Origin of the sequence: Streptomyces sp. YPW6 (assembly GCF_018866325.1) — a bacterium.
Classification (GTDB): Bacteria; Actinomycetota; Actinomycetes; order Streptomycetales; family Streptomycetaceae; genus Streptomyces.
Genome location: NZ_CP076457.1, coordinates 6,673,987 through 6,698,422, shown reverse-complemented (window position 1 = coordinate 6,698,422; position 24,436 = coordinate 6,673,987). Strand labels below are relative to the sequence as shown.

General features: G+C 71.8%; 22 protein-coding genes. 8 read left to right on the top strand and 14 right to left on the bottom strand.

The window, feature by feature from the left end:
- Nucleotides 1-134: 134 nt before the first annotated feature.
- The 9 genes from aroQ to KME66_RS29405 form a co-directional block, all read right to left on the bottom strand.
- Nucleotides 135-575 carry a type II 3-dehydroquinate dehydratase gene (gene aroQ, locus KME66_RS29445; RefSeq protein WP_073222477.1) on the bottom strand — a complete coding sequence of 147 codons (441 nt, stop codon included), beginning with the start codon at nucleotides 573-575 and terminating at the stop codon, nucleotides 135-137.
- Nucleotides 572-2,209 (bottom strand): 3-dehydroquinate synthase, encoded by a 1,638-nt coding sequence (aroB, locus tag KME66_RS29440; protein ID WP_216327819.1) that lies wholly within the window; start codon nucleotides 2,207-2,209, stop codon nucleotides 572-574. Before aroB ends, aroQ begins: the two co-directional genes overlap by 4 nt.
- Entirely contained in the window at nucleotides 2,206-3,390 is a 1,185-nt protein-coding gene (aroC, locus tag KME66_RS29435) for a chorismate synthase (protein ID WP_216327817.1), read from the bottom strand. Before aroC ends, aroB begins: the two co-directional genes overlap by 4 nt.
- 153 nt (nucleotides 3,391-3,543) lie before the next feature.
- The gene (locus tag KME66_RS29430) at nucleotides 3,544-4,371 is read right to left on the bottom strand and encodes a shikimate dehydrogenase (protein ID WP_216327814.1); all 828 of its coding nucleotides are present in this window, start codon (nucleotides 4,369-4,371) and stop codon (nucleotides 3,544-3,546) included.
- Nucleotides 4,368-6,125, bottom strand: a complete 1,758-nt coding sequence (mltG, locus tag KME66_RS29425; protein WP_216327800.1) for an endolytic transglycosylase MltG — start codon at nucleotides 6,123-6,125, stop codon at nucleotides 4,368-4,370. Before mltG ends, KME66_RS29430 begins: the two co-directional genes overlap by 4 nt.
- 98 nt (nucleotides 6,126-6,223) lie before the next feature.
- Nucleotides 6,224-6,697, bottom strand: a complete 474-nt coding sequence (gene ruvX / locus KME66_RS29420; RefSeq protein WP_178379025.1) for a Holliday junction resolvase RuvX — start codon at nucleotides 6,695-6,697, stop codon at nucleotides 6,224-6,226.
- 8 nt (nucleotides 6,698-6,705) lie between these two features.
- Complete coding sequence (gene alaS, locus KME66_RS29415) at nucleotides 6,706-9,375, bottom strand: alanine--tRNA ligase (protein WP_216327797.1); 2,670 nt, start codon at nucleotides 9,373-9,375, stop codon at nucleotides 6,706-6,708.
- Nucleotides 9,375-9,755, bottom strand: a complete 381-nt coding sequence (locus tag KME66_RS29410) for a DUF6167 family protein (RefSeq protein WP_073222460.1) — start codon at nucleotides 9,753-9,755, stop codon at nucleotides 9,375-9,377. The genes alaS and KME66_RS29410 overlap by 1 nt, the downstream gene beginning before the upstream one ends.
- Nucleotides 9,756-9,762: 7 nt before the next feature.
- Nucleotides 9,763-10,218 (bottom strand): DUF948 domain-containing protein, encoded by a 456-nt coding sequence (locus tag KME66_RS29405; RefSeq protein ID WP_073222458.1) that lies wholly within the window; start codon nucleotides 10,216-10,218, stop codon nucleotides 9,763-9,765.
- Between the two features lie 220 nt (nucleotides 10,219-10,438).
- Between KME66_RS29405 and KME66_RS29400 the strand changes: the two genes are divergently transcribed.
- Entirely contained in the window at nucleotides 10,439-12,649 is a 2,211-nt protein-coding gene (locus KME66_RS29400) for a regulator (protein ID WP_216327795.1), read from the top strand.
- A 17-nt stretch (nucleotides 12,650-12,666) separates the two neighbouring features.
- Here the strand turns inward: KME66_RS29400 and rpsD are convergent, their stop codons facing one another.
- Nucleotides 12,667-13,281: a 30S ribosomal protein S4 gene (gene rpsD / locus KME66_RS29395; RefSeq protein WP_073222454.1), complete on the bottom strand. Its 615-nt coding sequence runs from the start codon at nucleotides 13,279-13,281 to the stop codon at nucleotides 12,667-12,669.
- Between the two features lie 191 nt (nucleotides 13,282-13,472).
- Here rpsD and KME66_RS29390 point away from each other — a divergent pair, with 191 nt between their 5' ends.
- A complete protein-coding gene (locus KME66_RS29390) occupies nucleotides 13,473-14,174 on the top strand; it encodes a DUF2470 domain-containing protein (protein ID WP_073222452.1) in 702 nt (233 codons plus the stop codon).
- Nucleotides 14,175-14,195: 21 nt separating this feature from the next.
- Here the strand turns inward: KME66_RS29390 and KME66_RS29385 are convergent, their stop codons facing one another.
- Both KME66_RS29385 and KME66_RS29380 read right to left on the bottom strand, forming a co-directional pair.
- Nucleotides 14,196-15,563, bottom strand: a complete 1,368-nt coding sequence (locus tag KME66_RS29385; RefSeq protein ID WP_216327792.1) for a replication-associated recombination protein A — start codon at nucleotides 15,561-15,563, stop codon at nucleotides 14,196-14,198.
- Between the two features lie 56 nt (nucleotides 15,564-15,619).
- Complete coding sequence (locus tag KME66_RS29380; RefSeq protein ID WP_073222447.1) at nucleotides 15,620-16,258, bottom strand: vitamin K epoxide reductase family protein; 639 nt, start codon at nucleotides 16,256-16,258, stop codon at nucleotides 15,620-15,622.
- Nucleotides 16,259-16,394: 136 nt separating this feature from the next.
- Between KME66_RS29380 and KME66_RS29375 the strand changes: the two genes are divergently transcribed.
- The 4 genes from KME66_RS29375 to KME66_RS29360 are packed head-to-tail and all read left to right on the top strand — an operon-like array spanning nucleotide 16,395 to nucleotide 19,934.
- Complete coding sequence (locus tag KME66_RS29375; protein ID WP_216327788.1) at nucleotides 16,395-17,252, top strand: ABC transporter ATP-binding protein; 858 nt, start codon at nucleotides 16,395-16,397, stop codon at nucleotides 17,250-17,252.
- Nucleotides 17,249-18,070 carry an ABC transporter permease gene (locus KME66_RS29370; RefSeq protein ID WP_073222445.1) on the top strand — a complete coding sequence of 274 codons (822 nt, stop codon included), beginning with the start codon at nucleotides 17,249-17,251 and terminating at the stop codon, nucleotides 18,068-18,070. The genes KME66_RS29375 and KME66_RS29370 overlap by 4 nt, the downstream gene beginning before the upstream one ends.
- Nucleotides 18,028-19,314, top strand: coding sequence for a sensor histidine kinase (locus tag KME66_RS29365; RefSeq protein ID WP_216327785.1), 1,287 nt, complete (start codon nucleotides 18,028-18,030; stop codon nucleotides 19,312-19,314). Before KME66_RS29370 ends, KME66_RS29365 begins: the two co-directional genes overlap by 43 nt.
- Nucleotides 19,314-19,934: a response regulator transcription factor gene (locus tag KME66_RS29360; protein ID WP_073222441.1), complete on the top strand. Its 621-nt coding sequence runs from the start codon at nucleotides 19,314-19,316 to the stop codon at nucleotides 19,932-19,934. Before KME66_RS29365 ends, KME66_RS29360 begins: the two co-directional genes overlap by 1 nt.
- A 66-nt stretch (nucleotides 19,935-20,000) precedes the next feature.
- On the opposite strand, the gene hisS is transcribed toward KME66_RS29360, so the two are convergent.
- Both hisS and KME66_RS29350 read right to left on the bottom strand, forming a co-directional pair.
- Nucleotides 20,001-21,263, bottom strand: a complete 1,263-nt coding sequence (gene hisS / locus KME66_RS29355) for a histidine--tRNA ligase (RefSeq protein WP_073222439.1) — start codon at nucleotides 21,261-21,263, stop codon at nucleotides 20,001-20,003.
- Between the two features lie 17 nt (nucleotides 21,264-21,280).
- Nucleotides 21,281-21,970 (bottom strand): MBL fold metallo-hydrolase, encoded by a 690-nt coding sequence (locus KME66_RS29350; protein ID WP_073222436.1) that lies wholly within the window; start codon nucleotides 21,968-21,970, stop codon nucleotides 21,281-21,283.
- 157 nt (nucleotides 21,971-22,127) lie between these two features.
- Here KME66_RS29350 and KME66_RS29345 point away from each other — a divergent pair, with 157 nt between their 5' ends.
- Together KME66_RS29345 and KME66_RS29340 are read left to right on the top strand one after the other, a co-directional pair.
- The gene (locus tag KME66_RS29345; RefSeq protein WP_073222434.1) at nucleotides 22,128-22,919 is read left to right on the top strand and encodes a peptidylprolyl isomerase; all 792 of its coding nucleotides are present in this window, start codon (nucleotides 22,128-22,130) and stop codon (nucleotides 22,917-22,919) included.
- Between the two features lie 212 nt (nucleotides 22,920-23,131).
- Nucleotides 23,132-24,361, top strand: coding sequence for a DUF349 domain-containing protein (locus KME66_RS29340; RefSeq protein WP_073222431.1), 1,230 nt, complete (start codon nucleotides 23,132-23,134; stop codon nucleotides 24,359-24,361).
- Nucleotides 24,362-24,436: the final 75 nt, after the last annotated feature.

The window sequence follows — 24,436 nt, the reverse complement described above, 5'->3', positions numbered from 1 at the left end:
CACTCCGTCTCGTCACTGCAACTGGCGCTGCTGGGAGGGCTACCGTACCTTCCCGGGCCGGGGCGGGGTGAACGGCCCGGGAGGGTGCGATAGGCCCGTCGGCCGCGCGACGGGGCGGACGTACGGCGCGGGTGTCAGTCCGTCAGTTCGTCGGCCAGAGCGCGCAGGGCGAGCCGGTAGGAGCCGATGCCGAAACCGGCCACCGTGCCCGTGGCCACCGCGGCGACCACCGAGGTGTGGCGGAACTCCTCGCGGGTGTACGGGTTGGAGATGTGCACCTCGATCAGCGGGGCGGTGCGCTGGGCGGCCGCGTCCCGCATGCCGTAGGAGTAGTGCGTGAACGCGCCCGGGTTGAGGACGACCGGGACCGATCCGTCCGCCGCCTCGTGGAGCCAGCGGATCAGTTCGCCCTCGTCGTTGGTCTCCCGTACGTCGACGTCGAAGCCGAGCTCCTTGCCGAGCGTGGTGCAGGTGTCGACGAGTCCGGCGTAGGAGGTGGCCCCGTAGACGTCGGGCTCGCGCGAGCCGAGCCGGCCGAGGTTGGGGCCGTTGAGGACGAGGACCCTGCGGGTCACGCGGAGACCTCCCCGTAGGCGGCGAGCAGCACGGCCGGGTCGGGGCCCTCCAGGACGGTGGGCTTGCCGATGCCGTCCAGGACGATGAAGCGCAGCAGGTCGCCGCGGGACTTCTTGTCGACCTTCATGTTCTCCAGCAGCTTGGGCCACTGGTCGCCGCGGTAGGTGAGCGGCAGGCCCACCGACTCCAGGATCGTCCGGTGCCGGTCGGCGGTGGCGTCGTCGAGGCGTCCGGCGAGCCGGCCCAGCTCGGCGGCGAAGACCATGCCGATGGAGACGGCGGCCCCGTGACGCCACTTGTAGCGCTCGTTCTTCTCGATCGCGTGGCCCAGGGTGTGGCCGTAGTTGAGGATCTCGCGGAGTCCGGACTCCTTGAGGTCGCTGGAGACGACCTCGGCCTTGACCCGGATGGACCGCTCGATCAGCTCGGCGGTGTGCGGCCCGGAGGGGGTACGGGCCCCCTCGGGGTCGGACTCGACCAGGTCGAGGATGACGGGGTCGGCGATGAACCCGGCCTTGATGACCTCGGCCATGCCGGAGACGTAGTCGTGGACCGGCAGCGATGCGAGGGCGGCGAGGTCGCAGAGGACCCCGGCGGGCGGGTGGAAGGCGCCCACGAGGTTCTTGCCCTCGGCGGTGTTGATGCCGGTCTTGCCGCCGACGGCCGCGTCGACCATGCCGAGCACGGTGGTGGGGATCGCGATCCAGCGCACCCCGCGCAGCCAGGTGGCGGCGACGAACCCGGCGACGTCCGTGGTGGCCCCGCCGCCGATGCCGACGATGACGTCGGTGCGGGTGAAGCCGGTCTGGCCCAGCGCCTTCCAGCAGTAGGCGGCGACCTCGGCGGTCTTGGCCTCCTCCGCGTTGGGCAGCTGGATCGCGATGGCCTCGTACCCCTGTTCGGCGAGGTCCTCACGGACCGCCTCACCGGTCTCGGCGAGCGCTTCCGGGTGCAGGACGGCGACCCGCTTCGCGCGGTCGCCGATGAGCTGGGGCAGCTCGCCGAGGAGCTGGTGGCCGACGAGGACCTCGTACGGGTCGGAGCCCGCGGAGCCTGCGACCTGGATGCGGGTGGGACCCTGCTGCGTCATGCCGGTGTTCTCCACGCCGGGGGCGGCTGGGCCCTCCGGCAGTTCCAGTGCGTCGATGATCGCCTGGGCGACCTCTTCGGGGGTGTGCTCGTCGGTCGCGACGACGGTACGGGCGACCTCCTCGTACAGATGGCGGCGGGCGTCCATCAGCTCGCGCCACTGCCGGCGCGGGTTGACCGCGAGCAGCGGGCGGGCCGCGCCGAGCCCGACGCGGCGGACGGCCTCGTCCACGTCCATGGAGAGGTAGACGACCGGCCGGCCGGCCAGCAGCTCCCTGGTCGCCCCGTCCAGGACGGCCCCGCCGCCGAGGGAGAGGACGCCCGGGTGCCCGGCGACGGCCGCGGCGACGGCGCGGCGCTCCAGGGCGCGGAAGTGCTCCTCGCCCTCGTCGTAGAAGATCTCCGCGATCGGCTTGCCGGCCTCGGCGACGACGTCCGCGTCGGTGTCCCGGTAGGTGGTGCCGAGCCGGGCGGCGAGGAGTTCGCCGACGGTGGACTTGCCGACGCCCATCGGGCCGACGAGGACGACCAGGGGGCCGCTCATCGGATCTGGAGGTGGTCGAGGTACGACTGGACGTTGCGGCGGGTCTCGGCCACGCTGTCGCCGCCGAACTTCTCCGCGACCGCGTCGGCCAGGACCAGGGCGACCATCGCCTCCGCGACGATGCCCGCGGCCGGGACGGCGCAGACGTCGGAGCGCTGGTGGTGGGCCTTGGTGGCCTCGCCGGTGGTGACGTCCACGGTGGCCAGCGCGCGCGGCACGGTCGCGATGGGCTTCATCGCGGCGCGGGCGCGCAGCAGCTCACCGGTGGTCAGGCCGCCCTCGGTGCCGCCGGACCGCCCGGAGGTCCGCTTGATGCCGTCCTCGGTGTTGACGATCTCGTCGTGCGCCTTCGAGCCGGGGACCCGGGCCAGCTCGAAGCCGTCGCCGACCTCGACGCCCTTGATCGCCTGGATGCCCATGAGGGCCGCGGCGAGCCGGGCGTCCAGGCGCCGGTCCCAGTGCACGTGCGAGCCGAGCCCGACGGGCACGCCGTACGCGAGCACCTCGACGACGCCGCCGAGGGTGTCGCCGTCCTTGTGGGCCTGGTCGATCTCGGCCACCATCGCCTTGGACGCGTCGGCGTCCAGGCAGCGGACCGGATCGGCGTCCAGCTTCTCCACGTCACCGGGGACCGGGACGACGCCGTAGGGCGCCTTGGCCGCGGCCAGCTCGACGACATGGCTGACGATCTCGATGCCCGCGGTCTCCTTGAGGTAGGAGCGCGCGACGGTCCCGAGGGCCACGCGGGCGGCGGTCTCCCGGGCGCTGGCGCGCTCCAGGACCGGCCGGGCCTCGTCGAAGCCGTACTTCTGCATCCCCGCGAGGTCGGCGTGGCCGGGCCGGGGCCGGGTCAGCGGGGCGTTGCGGGCGAGCTGGGCCAGCTCCTCGGGGTCGACCGGGTCGGCCGCCATGACCTGTTCCCACTTGGGCCACTCGGTGTTGCCGATCATGACGGCGACCGGGGAGCCCATGGTGAGCCCGTGGCGTACGCCGCCGAGGAAGGTGACCTCGTCCTTCTCGAACTTCATCCGCGCACCGCGGCCGTAACCGAGCCGCCGCCGGGCCAGCGCCTCCGCCACCATCTCCGTGGTGATCGGGACACCGGCGGGAAGACCCTCCAGCGTCGCCACCAGTGCGGGTCCGTGCGACTCCCCCGCGGTCAGCCAGCGCAACCTGCTCAACGGTGCTCCTCTTGCTCGCGCCTGAAATCCAACGGCGCCACCGGGTGCGCGGCCCTGGCCCGCCACCCCCGATCCTCCCACGAACGGGCACACGATCCGGTCGCCGGTCCAGCAGACGGACCGGCGACTCCCACGAAGCCTCGTGGCCGGCCGTCAGCGGGAAGCGAGCGCGGCTTCCCCGGCGTGCCGCATGGCGGCCAGGGGCGCGGGGATCCGGCCGGTCATCTGCTCGACCTGCAGCAGCGCCTGGTGCACGAGGAGGTCGAGCCCGCCGACGACCGCCCCGCCGCGGGCGGACCACGCGGCGGCCAGGGCGGTGGGCCACGGCTCGTACAGCACGTCGAAGAGGATGCCCGGGGCGCGGGGGACGGAGCCGGTGAAGGGGTCGGTGGCGCCCGCCGGGGTGGTGGCGATGACCAGGGGTGCGCTCAGTGCCGCCGCCGCGTCCGCCCAGTCGGCGGTGATGACGTCGACCCCGAGCCGCTCGCCCCAGCCGCGCATCTCCCCCGCCCGCTCGGGGCTGCGCACGTACGCCGTGACCGGCCCGGCGCAGACCACGGCGAGCGCGGCCAGCGCGGAGGAGGCGGTGGCGCCGGCGCCGAGGACGGCGGCGGATTCCACCTTGTCGACGCCGCGTTCCCGCAGGGCGGCGACCATGCCGGGGATGTCGGTGTTGTCGCCCACGCGGCGGCCGTCCTCGGTGAACACGACCGTGTTGACGGCCTCCACGGAGGCGGCCGTCGCGCTGACCTCGTCGAGCAGCGGGATGATCGCGCGCTTGAGCGGCATGGTCAGGGACAGCCCCGCCCAGGAGGCGTCCAGCCCTTCGACGAACCCGGGCAGCGCCGCCTCGTCGACCTCGAACCGGTCGTAGGACCAGTGCTCCAGGCCGAGTTCGGCGTAGGCGGCGCGGTGCAGGACCGGGGAGAGGGAGTGGGCGATGGGCGAGCCGAGGACGGCGGCCCGGCGTGGCTCGCTCACTGGCCGGCCTTCCCGTCCTCGTACTCCCGCCGGTTCCTCTCGTGCTCTTCGTTGGTCTCGGCGAAGACGGTCTTGTCCTCGTTGATCGAGACGAAGTAGTACCAGGGGCCCGGTGTGGGATTCATGGCCGAGTGCAGGGCGTCCGCGCCGGGGTTGCTGATCGGGCCGGACGGCAGCCCGATGATCTTGTACGTGTTGTACGGGTCGTCGATCTTCCGGAGGTCGTCGACGGCACCGACGTCCAGCGTGCTCTCGTTCTTGATGTAGTTGACCGTGGAGTCGAATTCCAGCCGTCCGACGGTCTCCATGTTGCCCGGCTTGAGCCGGTTGTAGACGACCCGCGCGACCTTGTCGAAGTCGTGCTTGTACTTGCCCTCGACCTGCACGAGGCTCGCGACGGTCACGAGCTCCCACGGGGTCTTCAGGCCGAGCTTCTTGGCGCTGGCCTCCAGGTCGACCTTCCCGTACTCCTTGTTCGCCCGCGTGACCATCCGCTTCAGCGCGTCCTCGGGCTTGGACCCCTTGGCGACCGGGTAGGCCGCCGGGTAGAGGAAGCCTTCCAGCGGGTCCTTCACGTCCGGGTTGTCGTCCGCCCAGTCCGGCAGACCGAGGCTCTCCGCCTTGGTCTTGGCGATGTCGGCGGTGGTGCCCTTCTTGAGCTCGAGCCGCTTGTCGATCATCTCGTAGACCGTCGCGTTGCGCGTCCCCTCGGGGATCACGAACGGGTTCTGGCTCTTCGGGTCGAGCATCAGCGAGATCGCGCTGGCCGCCGACATCTCCTTCTTCAGGAGATAGACCCCGGCCTGGAGGGACTTGCCCTTCGGGTTGTCGTTCTGCGCCGCGACGAACGCGTCGGAGGACTTGATGACGCCCTTCTTGCGCAGGATGTTGGCGATGTCGTACCCGAACGCGCCCTCGGGGATCTCGACCTCGACCTGCTCGCCGGTGCCCGACCCGGTGTAGTCGGCCGGGGCGCCGAACTGTTTCTGCCAGAAGGTGTAGCCGACGTAGCTGACACCACCGAGGCCGCCGACCAGGACGACGGAGACCACCAGGCAGGCGACGCCGCTACGGCTCTTTTTCTTCTTGCCCTTGCCGCCCCGGCGCTCGTCGCCCCCGCGGTCGCGGCGCGAGGAGCGCGATCCGTCGTCGTCCGGGTCATCGTCGTCGTCGCGCGGCTCACGGCCGGCCGGGGCGTCCGCACCGGTGAAGAAGGGGTGCGTCTCCTCCTGCGGCTCGTCCGCACCCCAGTCCGTCGGCTCCTGCCGGGACTGCTGCTGTCCGGGCGCGGCCTCGCGGCGGCCGGGGGGCTGCGGCGGAGGGTAGGCCTCCGGCGTGCCGTAGTGGTCCTGGCCCGTGTCGTACGCGCCCGGGTGCTGCGCGTACGGGTCCTGGGGCTCGGCCCCGTACGCCATGGCGGACTGCTGACCGGTGTCCCAGCCGCCGTTGTACTGGGGCTGGGCACCGGGCTGCTGCGCGTACGGGTCGTGCTGGGGCGCACCGTACTGCTGGTGGTTCTGCTGCTGGTCGTACTGCTGATGCTGCTGACCGTACTGCTGATGCTGCGCGTACGGCTCCTGCGGCTGATGGCCCTGGTACTGCTGGGCATAGGGGTCCTGCTGGTAGGACTGCTGCTGGTCGCCGTACTGGCCCTGGCCGTGGGCGGCCTGCCGGCCTCCCCATCCCTGGTCCCCGTACAGGGGATCCTCGGGATGCCACGGTTCGGAGCCGGGGCCCCGGCCATACTCAGTCATCGATCCCCTAGAGCCGCGAGACGACGTTCCGTCTCTTCGCTTCGCTGTGCGGTTTATTCGAACACCGCCGCATCGCGCGGAACGTTACCGTATCGCGATCAGACAACCACTTCGACGCCCTCGCCCGGGGGATTACCTGACGCCCGTTCGGACTCCAGAGCGTTCTGGAGGATCACCACAGCGGCAGCCTGGTCGATGACAGACCGGCCCTTCTTGGACTTCACGCCCGAGGCGCGCATGCCCTGGGCCGCCGTCACTGTGGTCATCCTCTCGTCCACCAGCCGCACCGGGACCGGCGCGATCGACCGGGCGAACGTCTGCGCGAACTCCCGGACCTTCGCGGCCGCGGGGCCCTCGCCGCCGCCGAGCGAGCGCGGCAGGCCGAGGACGACCTCGATCGGCTCGTACTCCTCGACGAGTCGGCGGAGCCGCCGGTGGGCGGCCGGGACATCGCGTCCCGGCACGGTCTCCACCGGCGTGGCCAGGATCCCGTCGGGGTCGCACGAGGCGACCCCGATCCTCGCGTCCCCGACGTCGACGGCGAGCCGCCGCCCTCGGCGCATCTGCGTCATCTCCGTCGTCACGCCGTCTCGGTGACGAGGCGTTCGACCGCGGCGACGGCGTCCGCGATCGCGGCCGGGTTCGTGCCGCCGCCCTGGGCGACGTCGGGCTTGCCGCCGCCACCGCCGCCGAGGGTCTTCGCGGCCGTACGGACGAGGTCACCGGCCTTGAGACCCCGCTCGCGGGCGGCCTCGTCTGTGGCGATGACGGTGAGGGGGCGGCCGTTGGCCGTGGTGAACAGGGCCACGACGGCCGGGCGGCCGCCCTGGATGCGTCCGCGCACGTCCAGGACCAGCTTGCGCAGGTCGTCGGCGGAGGTGCCGTCGGGGACCTGGCCGGTGACCAGGGCGACACCGCGGACGTCCTGGGCGGACTCGACGAGCCCGGCGGCGGCCGCGAGGACCTTCTCCGCGCGGAACTTCTCGATCTCCTTCTCGGCGTCCTTCAGCTTGCCGAGCATGCCCGCGATCTTCTCGGGCAGCTCCTCGGGCCGGCCCTTGACCAGCTCCTGGAGCTGGGCGACGACCGTGTGCTCCTTGGCGAGGAAGTTGTAGGCGTCCACGCCCACCAGTGCCTCGATGCGGCGCACGCCGGAGCCGATGGAGGACTCGCCGAGCAGCTTCACCAGACCCAGCTGGGCGGTGTTGTGGACGTGGGTGCCGCCGCACAGCTCCTTGGAGAAGTCGCCGATGGTGACGACGCGGACCCGCTCGCCGTACTTCTCGCCGAACTCGGCGATGGCCCCCTGCTTCTTGGCCTCGTCGATGGACATGACCTCGGCCTGGACGTCCAGCTCCCGGGAGAGGACCTCGTTGATCCGCTGCTCCACGTCGGTGAGGACCGTGCCGGGGACGGCCGCGGGCGAACCGAAGTCGAACCGGAAGCGGCCCGGGGAGTTCTCGGAGCCGGCCTGGGCGGCCGTCGGGCCGAGCGCGTCGCGCAGCGCCTGGTGGGTCAGGTGGGTGGCGCTGTGGGCGCGGGCGATGGCCCGGCGGCGGGTGGCGTCGATGGAGGCGAAGACCGGCGCCCCGACCGTGACCTCGCCGACCTGGACGACGCCCTTGTGGACGTGGACGCCGGGGACCGGCTTCTGGACGTCGCGGACCTCGATCACGGCGCCCGTGTCGAGCCGGATGCGGCCGGTGTCGGCGAGCTGGCCGCCGCCCTCGGCGTAGAAGGGGGTGCGGTCGAGGACGACCTCGACCTCGTCGCCCTCGGTGGCGGCGGGCGAGGGCACGCCGTCGACGAGCAGACCGACGATGGTGGACTCGCCGGCCACGCTGGTGTAGCCGGTGAACTCCGTGGCGCCGGAGGTGTCCGCGACCTCGCGGTAGGCGGAGAGGTCGGCGTGACCGGTCTTCTTGGCGCGGGCGTCGGCCTTGGCCTTGTCGCGCTGCTCCTGCATGAGGCGGCGGAAGCCGTCCTCGTCCACGGAGAGCCCCTGCTCGGCGGCCATCTCCAGGGTGAGGTCGATCGGGAAGCCCCAGGTGTCGTGGAGCAGGAACGCCTTGTCCCCGGCCAGGACCTTGCCACCGGCGGCCTTGGTCTCGGTGACCGCGGTCTCCAGGATGTTGGTGCCGCCCTTGAGGGCCTTGAGGAAGGCGGCCTCCTCGGCGAGCGCCACCGTCTCGATGCGCTTCCGGTCGGTGATCAGCTCCGGGTACTGCAGCCCCATCGTGTCGATCACGACGTCGATCAGGTCCTTGACGACCGTGCCGGTGGCGCCCAGGAGGCGCATGTTGCGGATGGCGCGGCGCATGATGCGGCGCAGCACGTAGCCGCGGCCCTCGTTGCCCGGGGTGACGCCGTCACCGATGAGCATGACCGACGTACGGATGTGGTCGGCGACGACGCGGAGCGAGACGTCCGTGGACCGGTCCGCGCCGTAGCGGACGCCGGTCAGCTCGGTGGCCTTGTCCATGACGACGCGCAGGGTGTCGGTCTCGTACATGTTCTGTACGCCCTGGAGGATCATCGCCAGGCGTTCGAGGCCGAGACCGGTGTCGATGTTCTTGGACGGCAGGTCCCCGAGGATCGGGAAGTCCTCCTTGCCGTCGCCCGCACCGCGCTCGTACTGCATGAAGACCAGGTTCCAGATCTCCACGTAGCGCTCGTCGTTGACGGCCGGGCCGCCCTCGACGCCGAACTCGGGGCCGCGGTCGTAGTTGATCTCGGAGCAGGGGCCGCAGGGTCCGGGGACGCCCATGGACCAGAAGTTGTCCTTCTTGCCCAGACGCTGGATGCGCTCGGCGGGGACGCCGATCTTGTCGCGCCAGATGGCCTCGGCCTCGTCGTCGTCGAGGTAGACGGTGATCCAGAGCTTCTCGGGGTCGAGGCCGTAGCCGCCGTCCTCGACGGAGTTGGTCAGGGCCTCCCAGGCGAGCTTGATGGCCCCTTCCTTGAAGTAGTCCCCGAAGGAGAAGTTGCCGCACATCTGGAAGAAGGTGCCGTGGCGGGTGGTCTTGCCGACCTCTTCGATGTCCGGCGTGCGCACGCACTTCTGCACGCTGGTGACGCGCGGGGCGGGCGGCTTGACCTCGCCGAGGAAGTACGGCTTGAAGGGAACCATGCCCGCGGGGACCAGCAGCAGAGTCGGGTCGTCCGCGATGAGCGACGCCGAGGGCACGGCAGTGTGACCGCGCTCCTCGAAGAAGCTCAGCCAGCGGCGGCGAATTTCAGCCGACTCCATCAGTGGTCCTCATTCCGGTTGTTCGAGTTGTCGGTGTGGTTGGTGGTGCCGGTGTTCGGCGTGGAGGGAAGCCTGCGGTACGCCTTCGCGTGCGCGGCGGGTTCGGCGGCTTCGACGGCCCAGTGGCGTTGCACCGGAAGATCCTGGTCGACCGGGGCCTCCAGACCGAGGGCGCCGCCCAGTTCGGCTTCGCGCCGGACCATGCCCTCGCGTACGTCGAGGGCGAAGTCCTTGAGCTTGTGACCGGTCTCGATCGCCTTGTCGGCGGCCTGGGCCGCGAGGCTCTCGGGGGTCAGCTGCCTGAGCTTGCGGTTGACCTTGGTGGTGGCCCACACACCGGCGGCTGCGCCGGCGGTGAACCAGAACGTGCGGCGGAACATCGCTCGATCAGTCCTTCTGTCCGCGGGCGTCTCGGCGTTCGCGCCTGCGTCCGCGCGCCGAGGGTACGGTCCGGCCGACGATCACCGCACGGCGGGCGGAGCCGCGGCCCCGCGCCGGCTCCGGCTCGGGCTCGCCGCGGCGGCCGAGCGCCTGCCGTACGCCGTAGCCGAAGGCGGCGACCTTGACGAGGGGGCCGCCGAAGGTGGAGGCGACGGTGGTGGAGAGCGCGGAGGCGTTGGAGGTGACCTCCTGGACGTCACTCGCGATGGCGTCGACCTTGTCCAGCTGGGTCTGCGCGGAGCGCACCGTCGCCGAGGCGTCGGCCAGCAGCGGAACGGCCTGTTCGGTCACGTCCGCGACGAGTTTGGTGGTCGCCCTGAGCGTCTGGGCGAGCCTCACCAGCACCACGGCGAGAAACGAGACCAGGATCGCCCAGAAGACGGCCACGAGAATCCCGGCCACCTCTCCACCGGACACTGTGCACCGCTCTCTGCTTGTCGATCGCCCCCTTCGGGGGCTTGTCTGCGTCGGTGCCGCCCGGCTGCCGCCGGCGCGCCCGATCGTCGTCCCACGAGCCTATCGCGCCGCGCATCTCCTCCCCTACCGCATTCCCCGCGGGCCGGGCGGGAGTTGTCCGGCGAGATTGTACGGAGAGCTTTCAAGCCAGTACGCTCCGTGTTTCATGCGACGCCTGCAGGACCCCTGCCCGAATCCCGACGATCCCGACGCCTCTCCCGCGGCGGCGCCCGGCACCCTGCCGGCCGAACTGACCCGGTTCGTGGGCCGCGAGGGCGAACTGGCGGAGCTGGACGGGCTGCTGGAGGAGTCGCGCCTCGTCACGGTCGCCGGGGTGGCGGGGGTGGGCAAGACCCGGTGCGTCATCAGGGTCGCCGCGCTCCGGGAGAAACGGTACTGCGACGGGGTTCTGCTGGCCGACCTGTCCACCGTCCGCGATGCCGGCCTGCTGGAACACGCCCTGATCGACGCCCTGGGGCTGACCGATCACACCAGACGGCCGCCGCGCGCCGTCCTCGTCGGGCATCTCCGCGAACGCCGGACCCTGCTGGTGATCGACAGCTTCGAGCACCTCGTCGACGCCTGCGCCGACCTCGTCACGGATCTGCTGCGCCGGGCCCCTGGCCTGCAGGTGCTCGCGGCCGGGCGCTGCCCGCTGCGGGTGGAGGGGGAACGGACGTACCCGCTCGCCCCGCTGGCCGACGGGGACGCGGTGGAGCTCTTCACCGAACGGGCGCGCGGGGTCCGGCCGGACTGGGCGCCCGCGGCGGACGAGCGGGCGACCGTACTGGAGCTCTGCCAACGCCTGGACGGCATTCCGCTGGCCCTGGAACTGGCGGCCGGGCGGCTGCGCGCCCTCTCGGTGGAGCAGGTGCTGCTGCGCCTCGACGACCGGTTCCGGCTGCTGACCGGCGGCCGCCGCGGTGCGCCGCCGCGCCACCGGACGCTGCGGACGGCGATCGGCTGGAGCCATGAGCTGTGCACGCCCGAGCAGCGGCTGCTGTGGGCGCGGCTCTCGGTGTTCGCCGGGCAGTTCGACCTGGAGGCCGCCGAGTACATCTGCGGCGGGGCGGACCTGCCCGCCGACTCGGTGCTCGACGTACTGGACGAGCTGATCGCGCAGTCGGTGGTGGAGCGCGAGGACGGCCCGGCCGGGGCCCGCTACCGACTGCTGGCCACGGTCGGCGCCTACGGGGCGCAGTGGCTGGCGGCCGCCGGGGACACCCCGCGGCTGCGACGCCGGCACCGGGACTGGTTCCTGGGGCTCGCGACCTGGTGCGAGCTGGACTGGTTCAGTCCGCGCCAGGCGGAGGTGGCGGCGCGGATCGACGGCGAACTGCCCAATCTTCGCCGGGCGATGGAATATTCGATGGAGAGCCCCGACGAGGTGCATCTCGCGCAGCATCTGGCGGGCACCCTGTGGTTCTACTGGGCCGGCTGCGGGCGGCTGTCCGAGGGGCGGCACTGGCTGGACCATGTCCTGGAGGAGCCGGCTCCGCACCACGCCGCGCGGCTGAAGGTGCTCTGGGTGCTGGGCTATGTGGCGGTGTTGCAGGGCGACGCGGTGGCCGCGATCTCGGCGCTCCAGGAGTGCCGGGAGGAGGCCGAGCGCTGCGGGGACGCGACGGCGCTGGCGTACGCGGTGCACCGGACGGGGTGTCTGGCGATCGTGACGGACGACATGCCGCGCGCCGAGGAACTGCTGCGGGAGGCGCTCGGGCGGTACCGCGAGGTCGGCGAGCTGAACAGCAACGTCCTGATGGCGCAGGTCGAGCTGGCCATGGCGGTGGCGTTCCTGGGCGATCTGGACGCGGCGGCGGTGATCTGCGACGAGGTCCGGGAGATCTGCGAGGACCACGGGGAGCGGTGGGCCCTGGCGTACGCGCTGTACGTGCTGGCGTACGCGGCGCTGCGGCGGGGCCGGCCGGCACGGGCTCGGCAGATGCTCGGCGAGTGCCTGACGATCGGCCGGACGTTCAACGACCTGCTGGGCACGGTGCTGTCGCTGGAGCTGCTGGCGCTGGTGACGGCGGTGGAGGGGGACGCCGGGGAGGCCGCCGTGCTCCAGGGCGCGGCGGAGGGCATCTGGCCGTCGGTGGGGCTGCAGCTGTTCGGCTCGGCGTTCTACGGGCGGCCGCGGGTGGAGTGCGAGGAGCGGGCGCGCCGGGAGCTGGGGAAGGCGGCGTACGAGGAGGGGCTGCGGGCGGGCCGCCGGCTGGATCCGGTCACGGCGGTCGACCGGGCCCTGGCGGGTGGCGGACCGGGCGCACCGGCGGACGTACCGGGCGCGGGCGGGGTACCGGGGCCCGCCGGGCCGGGAACGCGAAGGCCCGCCGCCTCCCGGATGACAGGGAGGGGCGGGCCGGAGCGCTGGTGAGAGCGGCTACGCCTGGATCAGCGGGCGTAGTACTCGACGACGAGCTGCTCGTCGCAGATCACCGGGATCTCCTTGCGGTTCGGGTCCCGGTCCAGGCGGAAGGCCAGGGCCTTCAGGTTCACCTGGAGGTAGCGCGGGGTCTCGCCCTCGGTGTCGTAACCACCCTCGCGGGCCACCTGGAAGGGGACCTTGGAGCGGCTGCGCTCGCGGACCTGGACGATGTCGTCCGGGCGCACGCGGAAGGACGGCTTGTCGACCTTGCCACCGTTGACCTCGATGTGGCCGTGGACGACCATCTGACGGGCCTGGTAGATGGTGCGGGCGATGCCCGAACGCAGGACCAGGGCGTCGAGACGGCGCTCGAGCTCGACGACCAGCGCCTCGCCCGTCTTGCCCTCGGCCTTGCGGGCGCGGTCGTAGGCGCGCGCCATCTGGCGCTCGCTGATGTCGTACTGCGCACGCAGGCGCTGCTTCTCCAGCAGACGGACCTTGTAGTCCGAGTTCTGCTTGCGGCCACGGCCGTGCTCGCCCGGCGGGTACGGACGAGCTTCGAAGTACTTGACAGCCTTGGGCGTCAGGGCGATGCCGAGGGCACGCGACTTCTTGACCTTGGGACGCGACTGGTTAGGCACGTTCTCCAGACCTCCGTTGTAGGTTAGGTTAGGCTTACCTTACTCAAGGAGATCGCATGTCTCGCCCTGGGAACACCACTCACGTCACGGACAGCACAGACAGCGGCAGCACCTCGAAGAAGGGTGCTGCTACGACGGAAGGCCGATCAGATCGTGGTCAGCCGCGTCCCAGCGGGCCAGAGATCACTCGGATGCCGTCAGCAGCCGAGCGCACACGAACTCTCGTACAGAGTACCTGCTCCGCGCAGCTGCTCGTACCGGGGCTCGATCCGGCCCGGGCCGGCCACCCGGTCCCGGACAGCCGGACCGTGGGGCCCGAGGGGGACGTGTTCCTCGAATTCCCCGCGGATTCCCCGGCGGTACGGGCCGCGACGCACGCACAGGGCGACGAGCTGACCGCCGTGCTGGAGATCACGGACGTCGCTCCCGTCTCCGTACCGCACCGGATCCGCGGCCGCGCCCGGGTCTCCGGCTGGCTCACCTCCGTCCCCGGCATCGCCGAGCCCGGCCGGATGATGCTGCGCCTGGAGTTCGGCGAGGCGTCCGTGGACGACCTCTGGGGCGCCGAGGGCATCGAGCCGGAGGACTTCCGCGACGCGGCCCCCGACCCACTGGCCCGCCACGAGGCGGAACTGCTCCAGCATCTGGCGTCCGCCCACGAGGAGCAGCTGCGCACCCTGTGCGGGCTGCTGGGCGAGCGGACCGCCCGGACCTGCGCGCCGGACCGGCCGAGCGCGGTGCCCGTGGCGCTGGACCGCTTCGGGCTGCGGGTCCGCTTCGTCGAGAGCCGGGACGCGTGCTTCGACGCCCGCTTCGAGTTCCCCGAGCCCGTGCGGGACGTCACCGGGCTGCGCCGCGCCCTCCACACCCTCTTCGAGGCGGCCGCGTCCTGACCGGGACGGGGTGAGAACCTCTTACCCCTGCTCGCCGGCCTCGCCGGCGCGGCCGAGGCGCTCGCGGACCCGCTCGACGACGTCCGCGTACCGCGCCTCGGCACCGTAGCGGGTGGGTGTGTAGTACTGCCGGCCGCGGACGGCGTCCGGGGCGTACTGCTGCGCGGCGATACCGCCCTGCACGTCGTGCGGGTAGACATAGCCCTGGGCGTGGCCGAGCTTGGCGGCGCCCTTGTAGTGACCGTCGCGCAGATGGGCCGGGACGGGACCGGCGAGGCCTCTGCGCACGTCGTCCTGCGCGGCGAAGATCGCCAGCGTCGCCGCGTTGGACTTGGGGGCGAGCGCCAGCGCGATGGTGGCGTGGCTGAGGGTGAGCGCGGCCTCCGGGAAACCGATCATGGCGACGGCCTGGGCGGCCGCCACCGCCGTCGGCAGCGCGGTGGGATCCGCGAGCCCGATGTCCTCGCTGGCCGAGATCATCAGCCGTCGGGCGATGAACCGGGGGTCCTCCCCCGCCTCGATCATCCGGGCCAGATAGTGCAGCGCGGCGTCCACGTCGGAGCCGCGGATCGACTTGATGAGGGCGCTGGCCACGTCGTAGTGCTGGTCGCCGTCACGGTCGTACTTCACGGCGGCCCGGTCGACGGTCGCCTCGACCGTCTCCAGCGTGATCTCCGCCTCCTGCGTGGCGATGGCCGCACCGGCCGCGGCCTCCAGCGCGGTGAGCGCCCGGCGCGCGTCCCCGCCCGCGATGCGCAGCAGATGCGCCTCGGCGTCCTCGGGCAGGGCGACCGCCCCGCCGAGGCCCCGTTCCTCGGTCAGCGCCCGGCGCAGCAGGGAGCGCAGGTCCTCGTCGGTCAGCGGCTCCAGGGTGAGCAGCAGGGAGCGCGAGAGCAGCGGAGAGATGACCGAGAAGTACGGATTCTCCGTGGTGGCGGCGATGAGGGTGACCCAGCGGTTCTCCACGGCGGGCAGCAGGGAGTCCTGCTGGGCCTTGGAGAAGCGGTGGATCTCGTCCAGGAAGAGGACGGTCTCCTTGCCGAACCCGCCGGTGGCGCGGCGCGCGCTCTCGATGACGGCCCGGACCTCCTTGACGCCCGCGGTGATCGCGGAGAGCTCCACGAAACGCTTGTTGGTGGCCTTGCTGACCACGTACGCCAGGGTCGTCTTACCGGTGCCGGGCGGGCCCCACAGGATGACGGAGGACGCCCCCGCCGGACCGCCCCCGTCGCCGACGAGGCGGCGCAGGGGCGAGCCCGGCTTCAGCAGATGCTGCTGGCCGACGACCTCGTCGAGGGTGCGCGGACGCATCCGGACGGCGAGGGGGCTGCCGGACGGGTCCTTCTCCTGGCGGTCTTCGGCGGCTGCGGTAAAGAGGTCGGGCTCCACGCCATGAAGCCTAAGCGACCCCGCTGACAGGGCCGCCTACGGGAGTGGCCCGGCGATCAGCTGGTCCAGAAGTCCCACCAGCGGGTCAGGATCAGCATGCCGATGATCCCGATCCACATCACCGGAAGCACCCAGGGGAATTCGGTGAGCCCGCTGCGCAGCCAGGCCGGGGCCGGGAGGATGCGGTGCTTGACGTTGTGCGTCGTCACGTAGCAGAACATGACGATGGTGGCGACCCAGGCCAGGCAGCACCACAGGCAGAGCGAGTTGATGTTGTACAGCGACTGGTACTGGAGCCAGGTGCAGAAGCCCACGCCGAACAGCGTCCCGGCGTTCAGCCCGAGCCAGAACCAGCTGCGGTAGCGGGCGCCGGCGAGCAGGCCCATCCCGATCGCGATGACCATGCCGTACGTGACCAGACCCAGCATCGGGTTGGGGAACCCGAACGCGGAGGCCTGCTCGCTCTTCATGATGTTGCCGCACGCGACGACGGGGTTGAGGCTGCAGCCGGGGGTGAAGGAGGGGTCCTCCAGCAGCTTGAACTTGTCGATCGTGATCACCCAGGAGGCCAACAGGCCGGCCGCTCCGGTGATCACCAGAAGCAGGGCCAGACCGCGTCCGGCCCCGAAGGTGCCCTTGGGGCCGCCCTCGTCCTGATCGGAGGAGAGATCGTGGTCTACCGCTGCAGTCGTCATATCGCCGTTCCGTCACCGAGTGGTCAGCCGGGCAAGGTCATTGTGCCGCACCCCCGTACCGGTCCACCGTTCGATGGACATAAAGATGTACGTCCGGTGGGCCGCGGACCGCCGGCCGCACGGAAGGCTCGGACCCATGACGGAACTCGTGGTGGACGTGCGCGGACTGCGCAAGCGATACGGCGGTGTGACCGCGCTGGACGGCCTGGACCTGGGCATCCGGCGCGGCGAGGTGTGCGGGCTGCTCGGCCCGAACGGCGCCGGGAAGAGCACCTGTGTGGGAGTGCTCCAGGGGCAGCGGGACCGGGACGGCGGCCAGGTGGAGGTTCTCGGCGTCGACCCCGCGACGGCCGACCGCCGTCAACGGTCCCGGGTCGGGATCGTCTGGCAGGATGAATCCGCTCCCGCCGAGTTGACGGTACGGGAGACGGTCCGGCACTTCGCCCGTTACTACCCGCGTCCGCGCGACCCCGACGAGACCATCGCCCTGGTCGGTCTGGAGGCGAAGGCGGGATCCCGGACCAAGGCCCTCTCGGGCGGTCAGCGCCGCCGTCTCGACGTGGCGCTCGGAGTGATCGGCTCCCCCGAACTGCTCCTGCTCGACGAGCCGACCACCGGTTTCGATCCGGCCGCCCGGCGGCAGTTCTGGGAGCTGATACGGCTCCTCGCGGACGACGGCACCACCATCCTCCTGACCACGCACTACCTGGAGGAGGCCGAGGCGCTCGCCGACCGCCTCGTGGTCGTCGCCTCGGGCACCGCGGTCGCCGAGGGCACGCCGGCGGAACTGCGGACCCGGTACGGCACCCGCGCCACGGTCAAGTGGACGGATTCCGACGGATCGCCGCGCTCCGAGGAGACCACGACGCCGGCCCGTACGGTCACCGCGCTCGCCGGCCGGTTCGGCGGAGAGGTCCCGGGACTGCTGGTCACCCGGCCCACGCTCGAGGACGTCTACCTGCGGCTCACCGGGCAGTCGGAGGCCGTCCGATGACCGCGCGGGACACCACCGGCCTGCCGGGTGCGTGGCGCCTGGGTCTGCTGCGCGGCGGGCTGGAGCTGAAGCAGTTCTTCCGCCTGCGCGACCAGGTCGTCTTCTCGCTCGCCTTCCCCGTCGTCCTCCTGGTGCTGCTCGCCTCGATCTTCGGCGGCGAGGTGGCGGACGGCGAGGTCCCCGTCTCGCGGATCTACGTGGCCGCGATGCTCGGGGCGGGCATCATGGCGACCAGCTTCCAGTCGCTCGGCATCTCCATCGCGATCGAGCGCGACGAGCGGCTGCTGCGCCGGCTGATCTCCACACCGATGCCGCCCGCCGCCTACTTCCTGGGAAAGGTGTGGCTGGTCCTGGTCACCGGAGCCCTGGAGGCGGCCGTCCTGCTGACGGTCGGAGTCGGACTGTACGATCTTGACCTGCCCGGGGACGTGTCCAGCTGGCTGACGTTCGGCTGGATCTTCCTCCTCGGGACGGCGGCCTGCGCGCTGCTCGGCATCGCGATCAGCAGCCTGCCCGGTTCGGGCCGGAGCGCGGGCTCGGTGGTCATCCTGCCGTTCCTGGTGCTCCAGTTCGTCTCCGGCGTCTACATTCCGGCGAGCCAACTCCCGGACTGGATGCTGAACATCGGCGCCCTGTTCCCGCTGAAGTGGATGTGCCAGGGCTTTCGCGGGGTCTTCCTGCCCGAATCGGCCGCCGTGCTGGAGCAGGCGGGCGACTGGGAGTTCGGCCGGATCGCCCTGGTGCTGGGCGCGTGGTGCATCGGAGGATTGCTGCTGTGTCTGCTGACGTTTCGCTGGAAGAGCCGGCGCGACGGCTGACCGGGGCGGACGGCGCGCGCGACTCCGACGTCTGGGTCCGGTCGCTGCGCCCCTGGGACGGATACTTCGCCGTCGTCTGGGCGGTCACGCTCGCCGTGGTCCTCGGTGCCGCCCAGCCCTCGTGGCCGTTGCGGGCGGTGGCGGCCTCGATCGTGGCGCTGAACCTGCCCTGGTACGTCCTGGTGGGCCGCCCGGCCGTGCTGGACGACACCGGGGGCCAGGGGCCCGCCCGCCGGTACGTGGTGGGGGCGATGCTCCTGTTCCTGCCCACGGCGGTCCTGGTGAACGAGACGCAGCTCGTCACGTTCGCGCTGGCCCCGCAGTGCTTCATGCTGCTGCGGCTGCGGGGTGCGCTGTGGGTGCTGGGCATCATGGGCGCGGTGCCGTTCGCGGGCTGGACGCTGCTGTGGCGGCCGTCGTTGGGCGAGGGGGTCTTCCGGCTGCTGCTGGCGGTGGCGACGTTCGCGTTCAGCGCGTTCCTGGGGCAGTGGACGATGCGGATCATCGCCCAGAGCCGGGACCGGGCCACGCTGATCGCCGAGCTGGAGGCGGGCCGCGAGGAGATCGCCCGGCTGTCGGCGGCACACGGGGCGCTGGCGGAGCGCGAGCGGATGTCGCGGGAGATCCACGACACGCTGGCCCAGGGGTTCACCAGCCTGCTGATGCTCTCCCAGGCCGTCGAGTCCGAGCTGGAGCACGATCTGCCGCAGGCCCGGCGGCATGTCGCGCTGATGACCCGCACCGCGCGGGAGAACCTCGCCGAGGCACGGGCCCTGGTGGCCGGCGGATCACCGGCCGATCTGGCGGGCAACTCGCTGCCGGACGCCCTGAACCGGCTGACCGACCGGCACACCGCGCAGACCGGCGCCCCCGCCCGTTCGACGGTGACCGGCGGCGTCCGTCCGCTGCCGACCGCGTACGAGGTCGTCGTCCTGCGCGCCTGCCAGGAGGCTCTCGCCAACACCCGTAAACACGCGGGCGCGTCCGTGCCGGTGACCGTGCTGCTGACGTACTCCTCCGACGCCCTGACCCTGTCCGTACGGGACCAGGGGCGCGGCTTCGACCCCCGCGCGCCGCGCGAGGGCTACGGCCTCGACGGCGTACGCGCCAGGACCGAGGAGGCGGGCGGCCGCGCGACGGTCAGCAGTACGCCGGGCTCCGGTACCTCGGTGACGGTGTCCCTGCCGCTGCCACCGGCCGCCCCGTCCGCGGGCGGCGCCCAGCATCCCAGAGGGAGTTCCTGATGATCCGAGTCCTGCTGGCCGACGACCACCCCGTCGTACGGGAGGGGCTGCGCGGGATGCTCGATGCCGAGCCGGACCTGACCGTGGTGGGCGAGGCGTCCAGCGGTCCGCGTGCCGAGGCGCTCTGCGCGGAGCTGCTGCCGGACATCGTGCTGATGGACCTGCGGATGCCGGGCGGCGGCGGCGTCGCATCGATCCGCCGAATCCGCGCGGCCGCTCTGCCCTGCCGGGTCGTCGTGCTCACCACGTACGAGAGCGACAGCGACATCCTGCGCGCCGTGGAGGCCGGCGCGTCCGGCTACCTGCTCAAGGACCTGGGGCGGGCTGAGCTGGCGGACGCGATCCGGGCCGCGGCCCGGGGCGAGACGGTGCTCGCGCCGACGGTGGCGACCCGGCTGGTGGACCAGTTGCGCGAAGCGCCGGAGGTGCCCCGGCTCTCGGAGCGCGAGACTCAGGTGCTGCGGCTGGTGGCGGAGGGGTGCACCAACGCGGAGATCGGGCGGCGGCTGTTCATCGGGGAGTCGACGGTGAAGACCCATTTGCTGCGCGTCTTCGGCAAGCTCGGCGTCAGCGACCGTACGGCGGCGGTGACGGGGGCGATGCGCCACGGGCTGCTGTAGACGGGTGCGGCGCGGGCGGGAGGACCTGGTGTCCTCCCGCCCGCGCCGCTTTCACTCGCTGCCGGCTCAGCCGAGCCGCTTCGCCAGCTCCGCCGCGGCCTCGGCCAGCGGTACGGCGGTCTGCTCGCCGGACTCCATGTCCTTGAGCTGGACGACGCCCTCGGCGAGATCGCGCTCGCCCGCGACCAGGGTGTAGCGGGCGCCCGAGCGGTTGGCGCTCTTCATCGCGCCCTTCAGGCCCCGGCCGCCGAACGCGAAGTCCGCGGCGATGCCCGCGCGGCGCAGCTCGGTGACGACGCCGAACAGCACCCGGCGGGCCTCCTCGCCGAGCGGGACCGCGTAGACGCTGGTGGTGGCGGGCAGGTCCAGCTCGACGCCCTCGGCCTCCAGGGCGAGGACCGTGCGGTCCACGCCGAGCGCCCAGCCGACGGACGGCAGCTCGGGGCCGCCGATCATCTCGGAGAGGCCGTCGTAGCGGCCGCCGCCGCCCACCGCGGACTGCGAGCCGAGACCGTCGTGGACGAACTCGAAGGTCGTGCGGGTGTAGTAGTCGAGACCGCGCACCAGCTTCTCGTCGTCCTCGAAGGCGACCCCGGCCGCCGTGAGCAGGGCGCGGACCTCTTCGTGGTACGCCTTGCACGGGTCGCACAGGTGGTCGCGGAGCTTCGGGGCGCCGGCCAGCTGCTTCTGCACGTCGGCCCGCTTGTCGTCCAGGACGCGCAACGGGTTGATCTCGATGCGGCGCCGGGTCTCCTCGTCGAGGTCCAGGTCGCGCAGGAAGCTCTGGAGCGCCTCACGGTAGGCCGGGCGGCACTCCTTGTCGCCCAGCGAGTTCAGCAGGATGCGGAACTCGCGCAGGCCCAGCGAGCGGTAGGCCTGGTCGGCGAGGATGATCAGCTCGGCGTCCAGGACCGGGTCCTCGGTGCCGATGGCCTCGGCGCCGACCTGCGAGAAGTGGCGGTAGCGTCCCGCCTGCGGGCGCTCGTAGCGGTAGTACGAGCCGGAGTACCAGAGCTTGACGGGGAGGTTGCCGGCCTTGTGGAGGTTGCCCTCCAGGGCCGCGCGCAGGACGGAGGCGGTGCCCTCGGGGCGCAGCGCCAGCTGGTCGCCGCCCTTGGTGGTGAGGGTGTACATCTCCTTGGTGACGATGTCGGTGGACTCGCCGACTCCGCGCGCGAACAGCTCGACGTTCTCGAAGCCGGGCGTCTCGATGTAGCCGTAGCCGGAGTCGCGCAGGGGCGCGGAGATCGCCTCGCGCACCGCCAGGAACGTCGCGGAACGGGGCGGGGTCAGGTCGTACGTGCCCTTGGGGGCCTGAAAGGTGCTCACGTGATTACGTCTCTCGTCTACAGTCCTCGGCGCGGCGCCGCGTCCAGTCCGTTCAGGAACGGATTCGTGGCGCGCTCGCGGCCGATGGTCGTCTGGGGGCCGTGGCCGGACAGCACCACGGTCGAGTCGTCGAGCGGCAGGCACACACGGGCCAGCGACTCGAGCAGCTCGGCGTGGTCGCCGCCGGGCAGGTCGGTGCGTCCGACGGAGCCGGCGAAGAGCAGGTCGCCCGAGAAGAGGACCGGCGGGATGTCCGCGGCCTCGGGCATCCCGAACGTCACCGACCCCTTGGTATGGCCGGGCGCGTGCGAGACGCCGAACTCCAGACCGGCCAGGCTCAGCTTCGCCCCGTCGGTCAGCTCCTCGATGTCGTCCGGCTCCCCCACGGTGAGCTCGCCCATGAGCGGCATCCCGATGGAGCGGCCGAGCGCCTTCTCCGGGTCGCTCATCATGTAGCGGTCCTCGGGGTGGATCCAGGCGGGGACGTCGTGGGCGCCGCAGACGGGCACGACCGAGGCGACGTGGTCGATGTGGCCGTGGGTGAGAACGACGGCGACGGGCTTGAGCCGATGCTTCTTCAGCGCTTCCTCGACTCCCTGGGCGGCCTGGTGGCCCGGGTCGATGATCACGCACTCCTCACCGGCGGCGGGGGCGACCAGATAGCAGTTGGTCCCCCAGGCCCCGGCGGGGAACCCGGCAATAAGCACAATCGTCCTTAATGTTCGGCGGAGGATGCGGCCCGCAGTACAAGGATGCGGCGGATCAGAGCCTACCGGCGCTCCTCATGACACAGGTAACCCATATACGGTACGGGCAGCTCAGGCCCCCATCCGACGATCCACGACGTAACAAGGAGCCCAACCGGTGTCCAGCAGCGAACAGCGGCGGCGGCAGCTCGCCCGGGAGAAGTTCGAGCGCCAGCAGAAGCGCCGGGAGGAAGCCCGCCGCAGGACGAGGCGCATCACCGCGATCGTCGCGGCCTCGGTGGCCGTGGTCGCCGTCGTGGGCGTGAGCGCGTTCGTCGTGGCGGGCAAGGACGACGACAAGGACAAGAAGAGCGAGGCGGCGGCGACCGAGAGCCCCACTCCGGAGCCTTCGGAGAGCGAGAGCAAGGCCCCGCTCCCCGCGATGAAGATCGACAAGAAGGCGACGTACACGATGTCGCTCACGACGAGCCAGGGCGACATCGCGTTCTCGATGGACGCGGCGAAGACCCCGCAGACCGTGAACTCCTTCAAGGCGCTCGCCGACAAGGGCTACTTCGACGACACCAAGTGCCACCGGCTGACCACCCAGGGCATCTTCGTGCTCCAGTGCGGCGACCCCAAGGGCGACGGCACGGGCGGTCCGGGCTACAACATCCCGGACGAGAACCTGGACGCGCTCGGCAAGGCGGGCGACGACGGTACGGTCGTCTACCCGCCGGGCACGGTGGCGATGGCCAACACCGGCCAGCCGGACTCCGGCGGCAGCCAGTTCTTCCTGGTCTACAAGGAGACCAAGCTCCCGCCCACCTACACGCCGTTCGGCACGATGGACGACGCCTCGCTGAAGGCCGTCGAGAAGGTCGGCGAGGCCGGGGTCGAGGGCGGTGCGGGCGACGGCGCCCCGAAGAAGGCCGTGACGGTCGAGAAGGCGTCCGTCGAGAAGAGCTGAGGCTGCCGGACGGCGACCGGCGGGGAAGGGCCTTCGCACGGGCGGAGGCCCTTCCCCGCCCGTGCGGAGAATTTCAGCCGCGCTGAGTGCGGACAGCCGGGCGGCCGGTCGCCTAGATTGGCGTTGTGCAGGGCGGGCGATGCCCGCCCCAGGAAACTGTGGACGATGCCCGGGGGCGAACCCCCTCGCAGGCATCAGGTGGAGGAGGCGCTGTGAGCAGCGACCCGTGGGGCCGCGTCGACGAGACGGGCACCGTGTACGTGCGTACAGCCGAGGGCGAGCAGGTCGTCGGATCGTGGCAGGCCGGTTCCCCCGAGGAGGCTCTGGCCTATTTCGAGCGCAAGTACGACGGCATGGTGGTCGAGATCGGCCTCCTCGAACGACGAGTGAAGACCACCGATCTGTCGGCCAAGGACGCGACGACGGCCATCGGCCATCTGCGGCAGCAGGTCGACGAGCACCACGCCGTGGGCGACCTGGACGCGCTGCGCAAGCGGCTGGACGCGCTCGTCGCGACGGTCGAGGCGCGGCGCGAGGAGCGCAAGGCGCAGAAGGCCAAGCAGACCGACGAGGCCAAGCAGGCCAAGGAGGCGCTGGTCGCCGAGGCCGAGGAGCTGGCGCGGAGCGAGCAGTGGCGGTCGGCCGGCGAGCGGCTGCGGGCACTGGTGGACACCTGGAAGGGTCTCCCCCGCCTCGACCGCAAGTCGGACGACGAGCTGTGGCACCGCTTCTCGCACGCCCGCTCGGCGTTCTCCAAGCGGCGCAAGGCCCACTTCGCCGCGCTGGACGCCCAGCGCGAGGAGGCCCGCAAGACCAAGGAGAAGCTGGTCACCGAGGCGGAGTCGCTGTCCGGTTCCACGGACTGGGCCGGCACGGCGGCGCGCTACCGCGACCTGATGACCGAGTGGAAGGCGGCGGGCCGCGCCCAGCGCGACGCCGAGGACGACCTGTGGAACCGTTTCCGCGGTGCCCAGGACATCTTCTTCGCCGCCCGCAGCGAGGTCTTCGCGGAGCGGGACGCCGAGCAGGGCGAGAACCTCAAGCTCAAGGAGGAGCTCGCCGCCGAGGCCGAGAAGCTGGTGCCGGTGAAGGACCTGAAGGCGGCCCGCGCCGCGTTCCGGTCCATCAACGAGCGCTGGGAGGCCATCGGTCACGTGCCGCGTGACGCCCGGCCGAAGGTGGAGGGCCGGATGCAGGCCGTGGAGCGCGCGCTGCTGGAGTCGGAGGAGTCCGAGTGGCGCCGGACGAACCCGGAGGCGCGGGCCCGTGCCGCCGGTCTGACCGGTCAGCTCCAGGCCGCCGTGGACAAGCTGCGGGGCCAGATCGACACCGCGCGGGCGCAGGGCAACAACGCCCGCGCGGACAAGCTGGCCAAGGAGCTGGAGGGCCGCCAGGCGCTGCTGGACCAGGCGCTGAAGGGTCTGGAGGAGTTCGGCGGCTGAGCAAGCAGCACGTCGAGCCCGGTAGCGGGTGGGCCCCGGTACGCGACGCGTACCGGGGCCCACCCGTGTGCGCGG

Coding starts and splice junctions, on each gene's coding strand:
- aroB (WP_216327819.1), bottom strand. CDS start 2,209: ATGAGCGGCCCCCTGGTCGTCCTCGTCGGCCCGATGGGCGTCGGCAAG.
- mltG (WP_216327800.1), bottom strand. CDS start 6,125: ATGACTGAGTATGGCCGGGGCCCCGGCTCCGAACCGTGGCATCCCGAG.
- ruvX (WP_178379025.1), bottom strand. CDS start 6,697: ATGACGCAGATGCGCCGAGGGCGGCGGCTCGCCGTCGACGTCGGGGAC.
- alaS (WP_216327797.1), bottom strand. CDS start 9,375: ATGGAGTCGGCTGAAATTCGCCGCCGCTGGCTGAGCTTCTTCGAGGAG.
- KME66_RS29410 (WP_073222460.1), bottom strand. CDS start 9,755: ATGTTCCGCCGCACGTTCTGGTTCACCGCCGGCGCAGCCGCCGGTGTG.
- KME66_RS29400 (WP_216327795.1), top strand. CDS start 10,439: ATGCGACGCCTGCAGGACCCCTGCCCGAATCCCGACGATCCCGACGCC.
- KME66_RS29390 (WP_073222452.1), top strand. CDS start 13,473: ATGCCGTCAGCAGCCGAGCGCACACGAACTCTCGTACAGAGTACCTGC.
- KME66_RS29380 (WP_073222447.1), bottom strand. CDS start 16,258: ATGACGACTGCAGCGGTAGACCACGATCTCTCCTCCGATCAGGACGAG.
- KME66_RS29375 (WP_216327788.1), top strand. CDS start 16,395: ATGACGGAACTCGTGGTGGACGTGCGCGGACTGCGCAAGCGATACGGC.
- KME66_RS29370 (WP_073222445.1), top strand. CDS start 17,249: ATGACCGCGCGGGACACCACCGGCCTGCCGGGTGCGTGGCGCCTGGGT.
- KME66_RS29360 (WP_073222441.1), top strand. CDS start 19,314: ATGATCCGAGTCCTGCTGGCCGACGACCACCCCGTCGTACGGGAGGGG.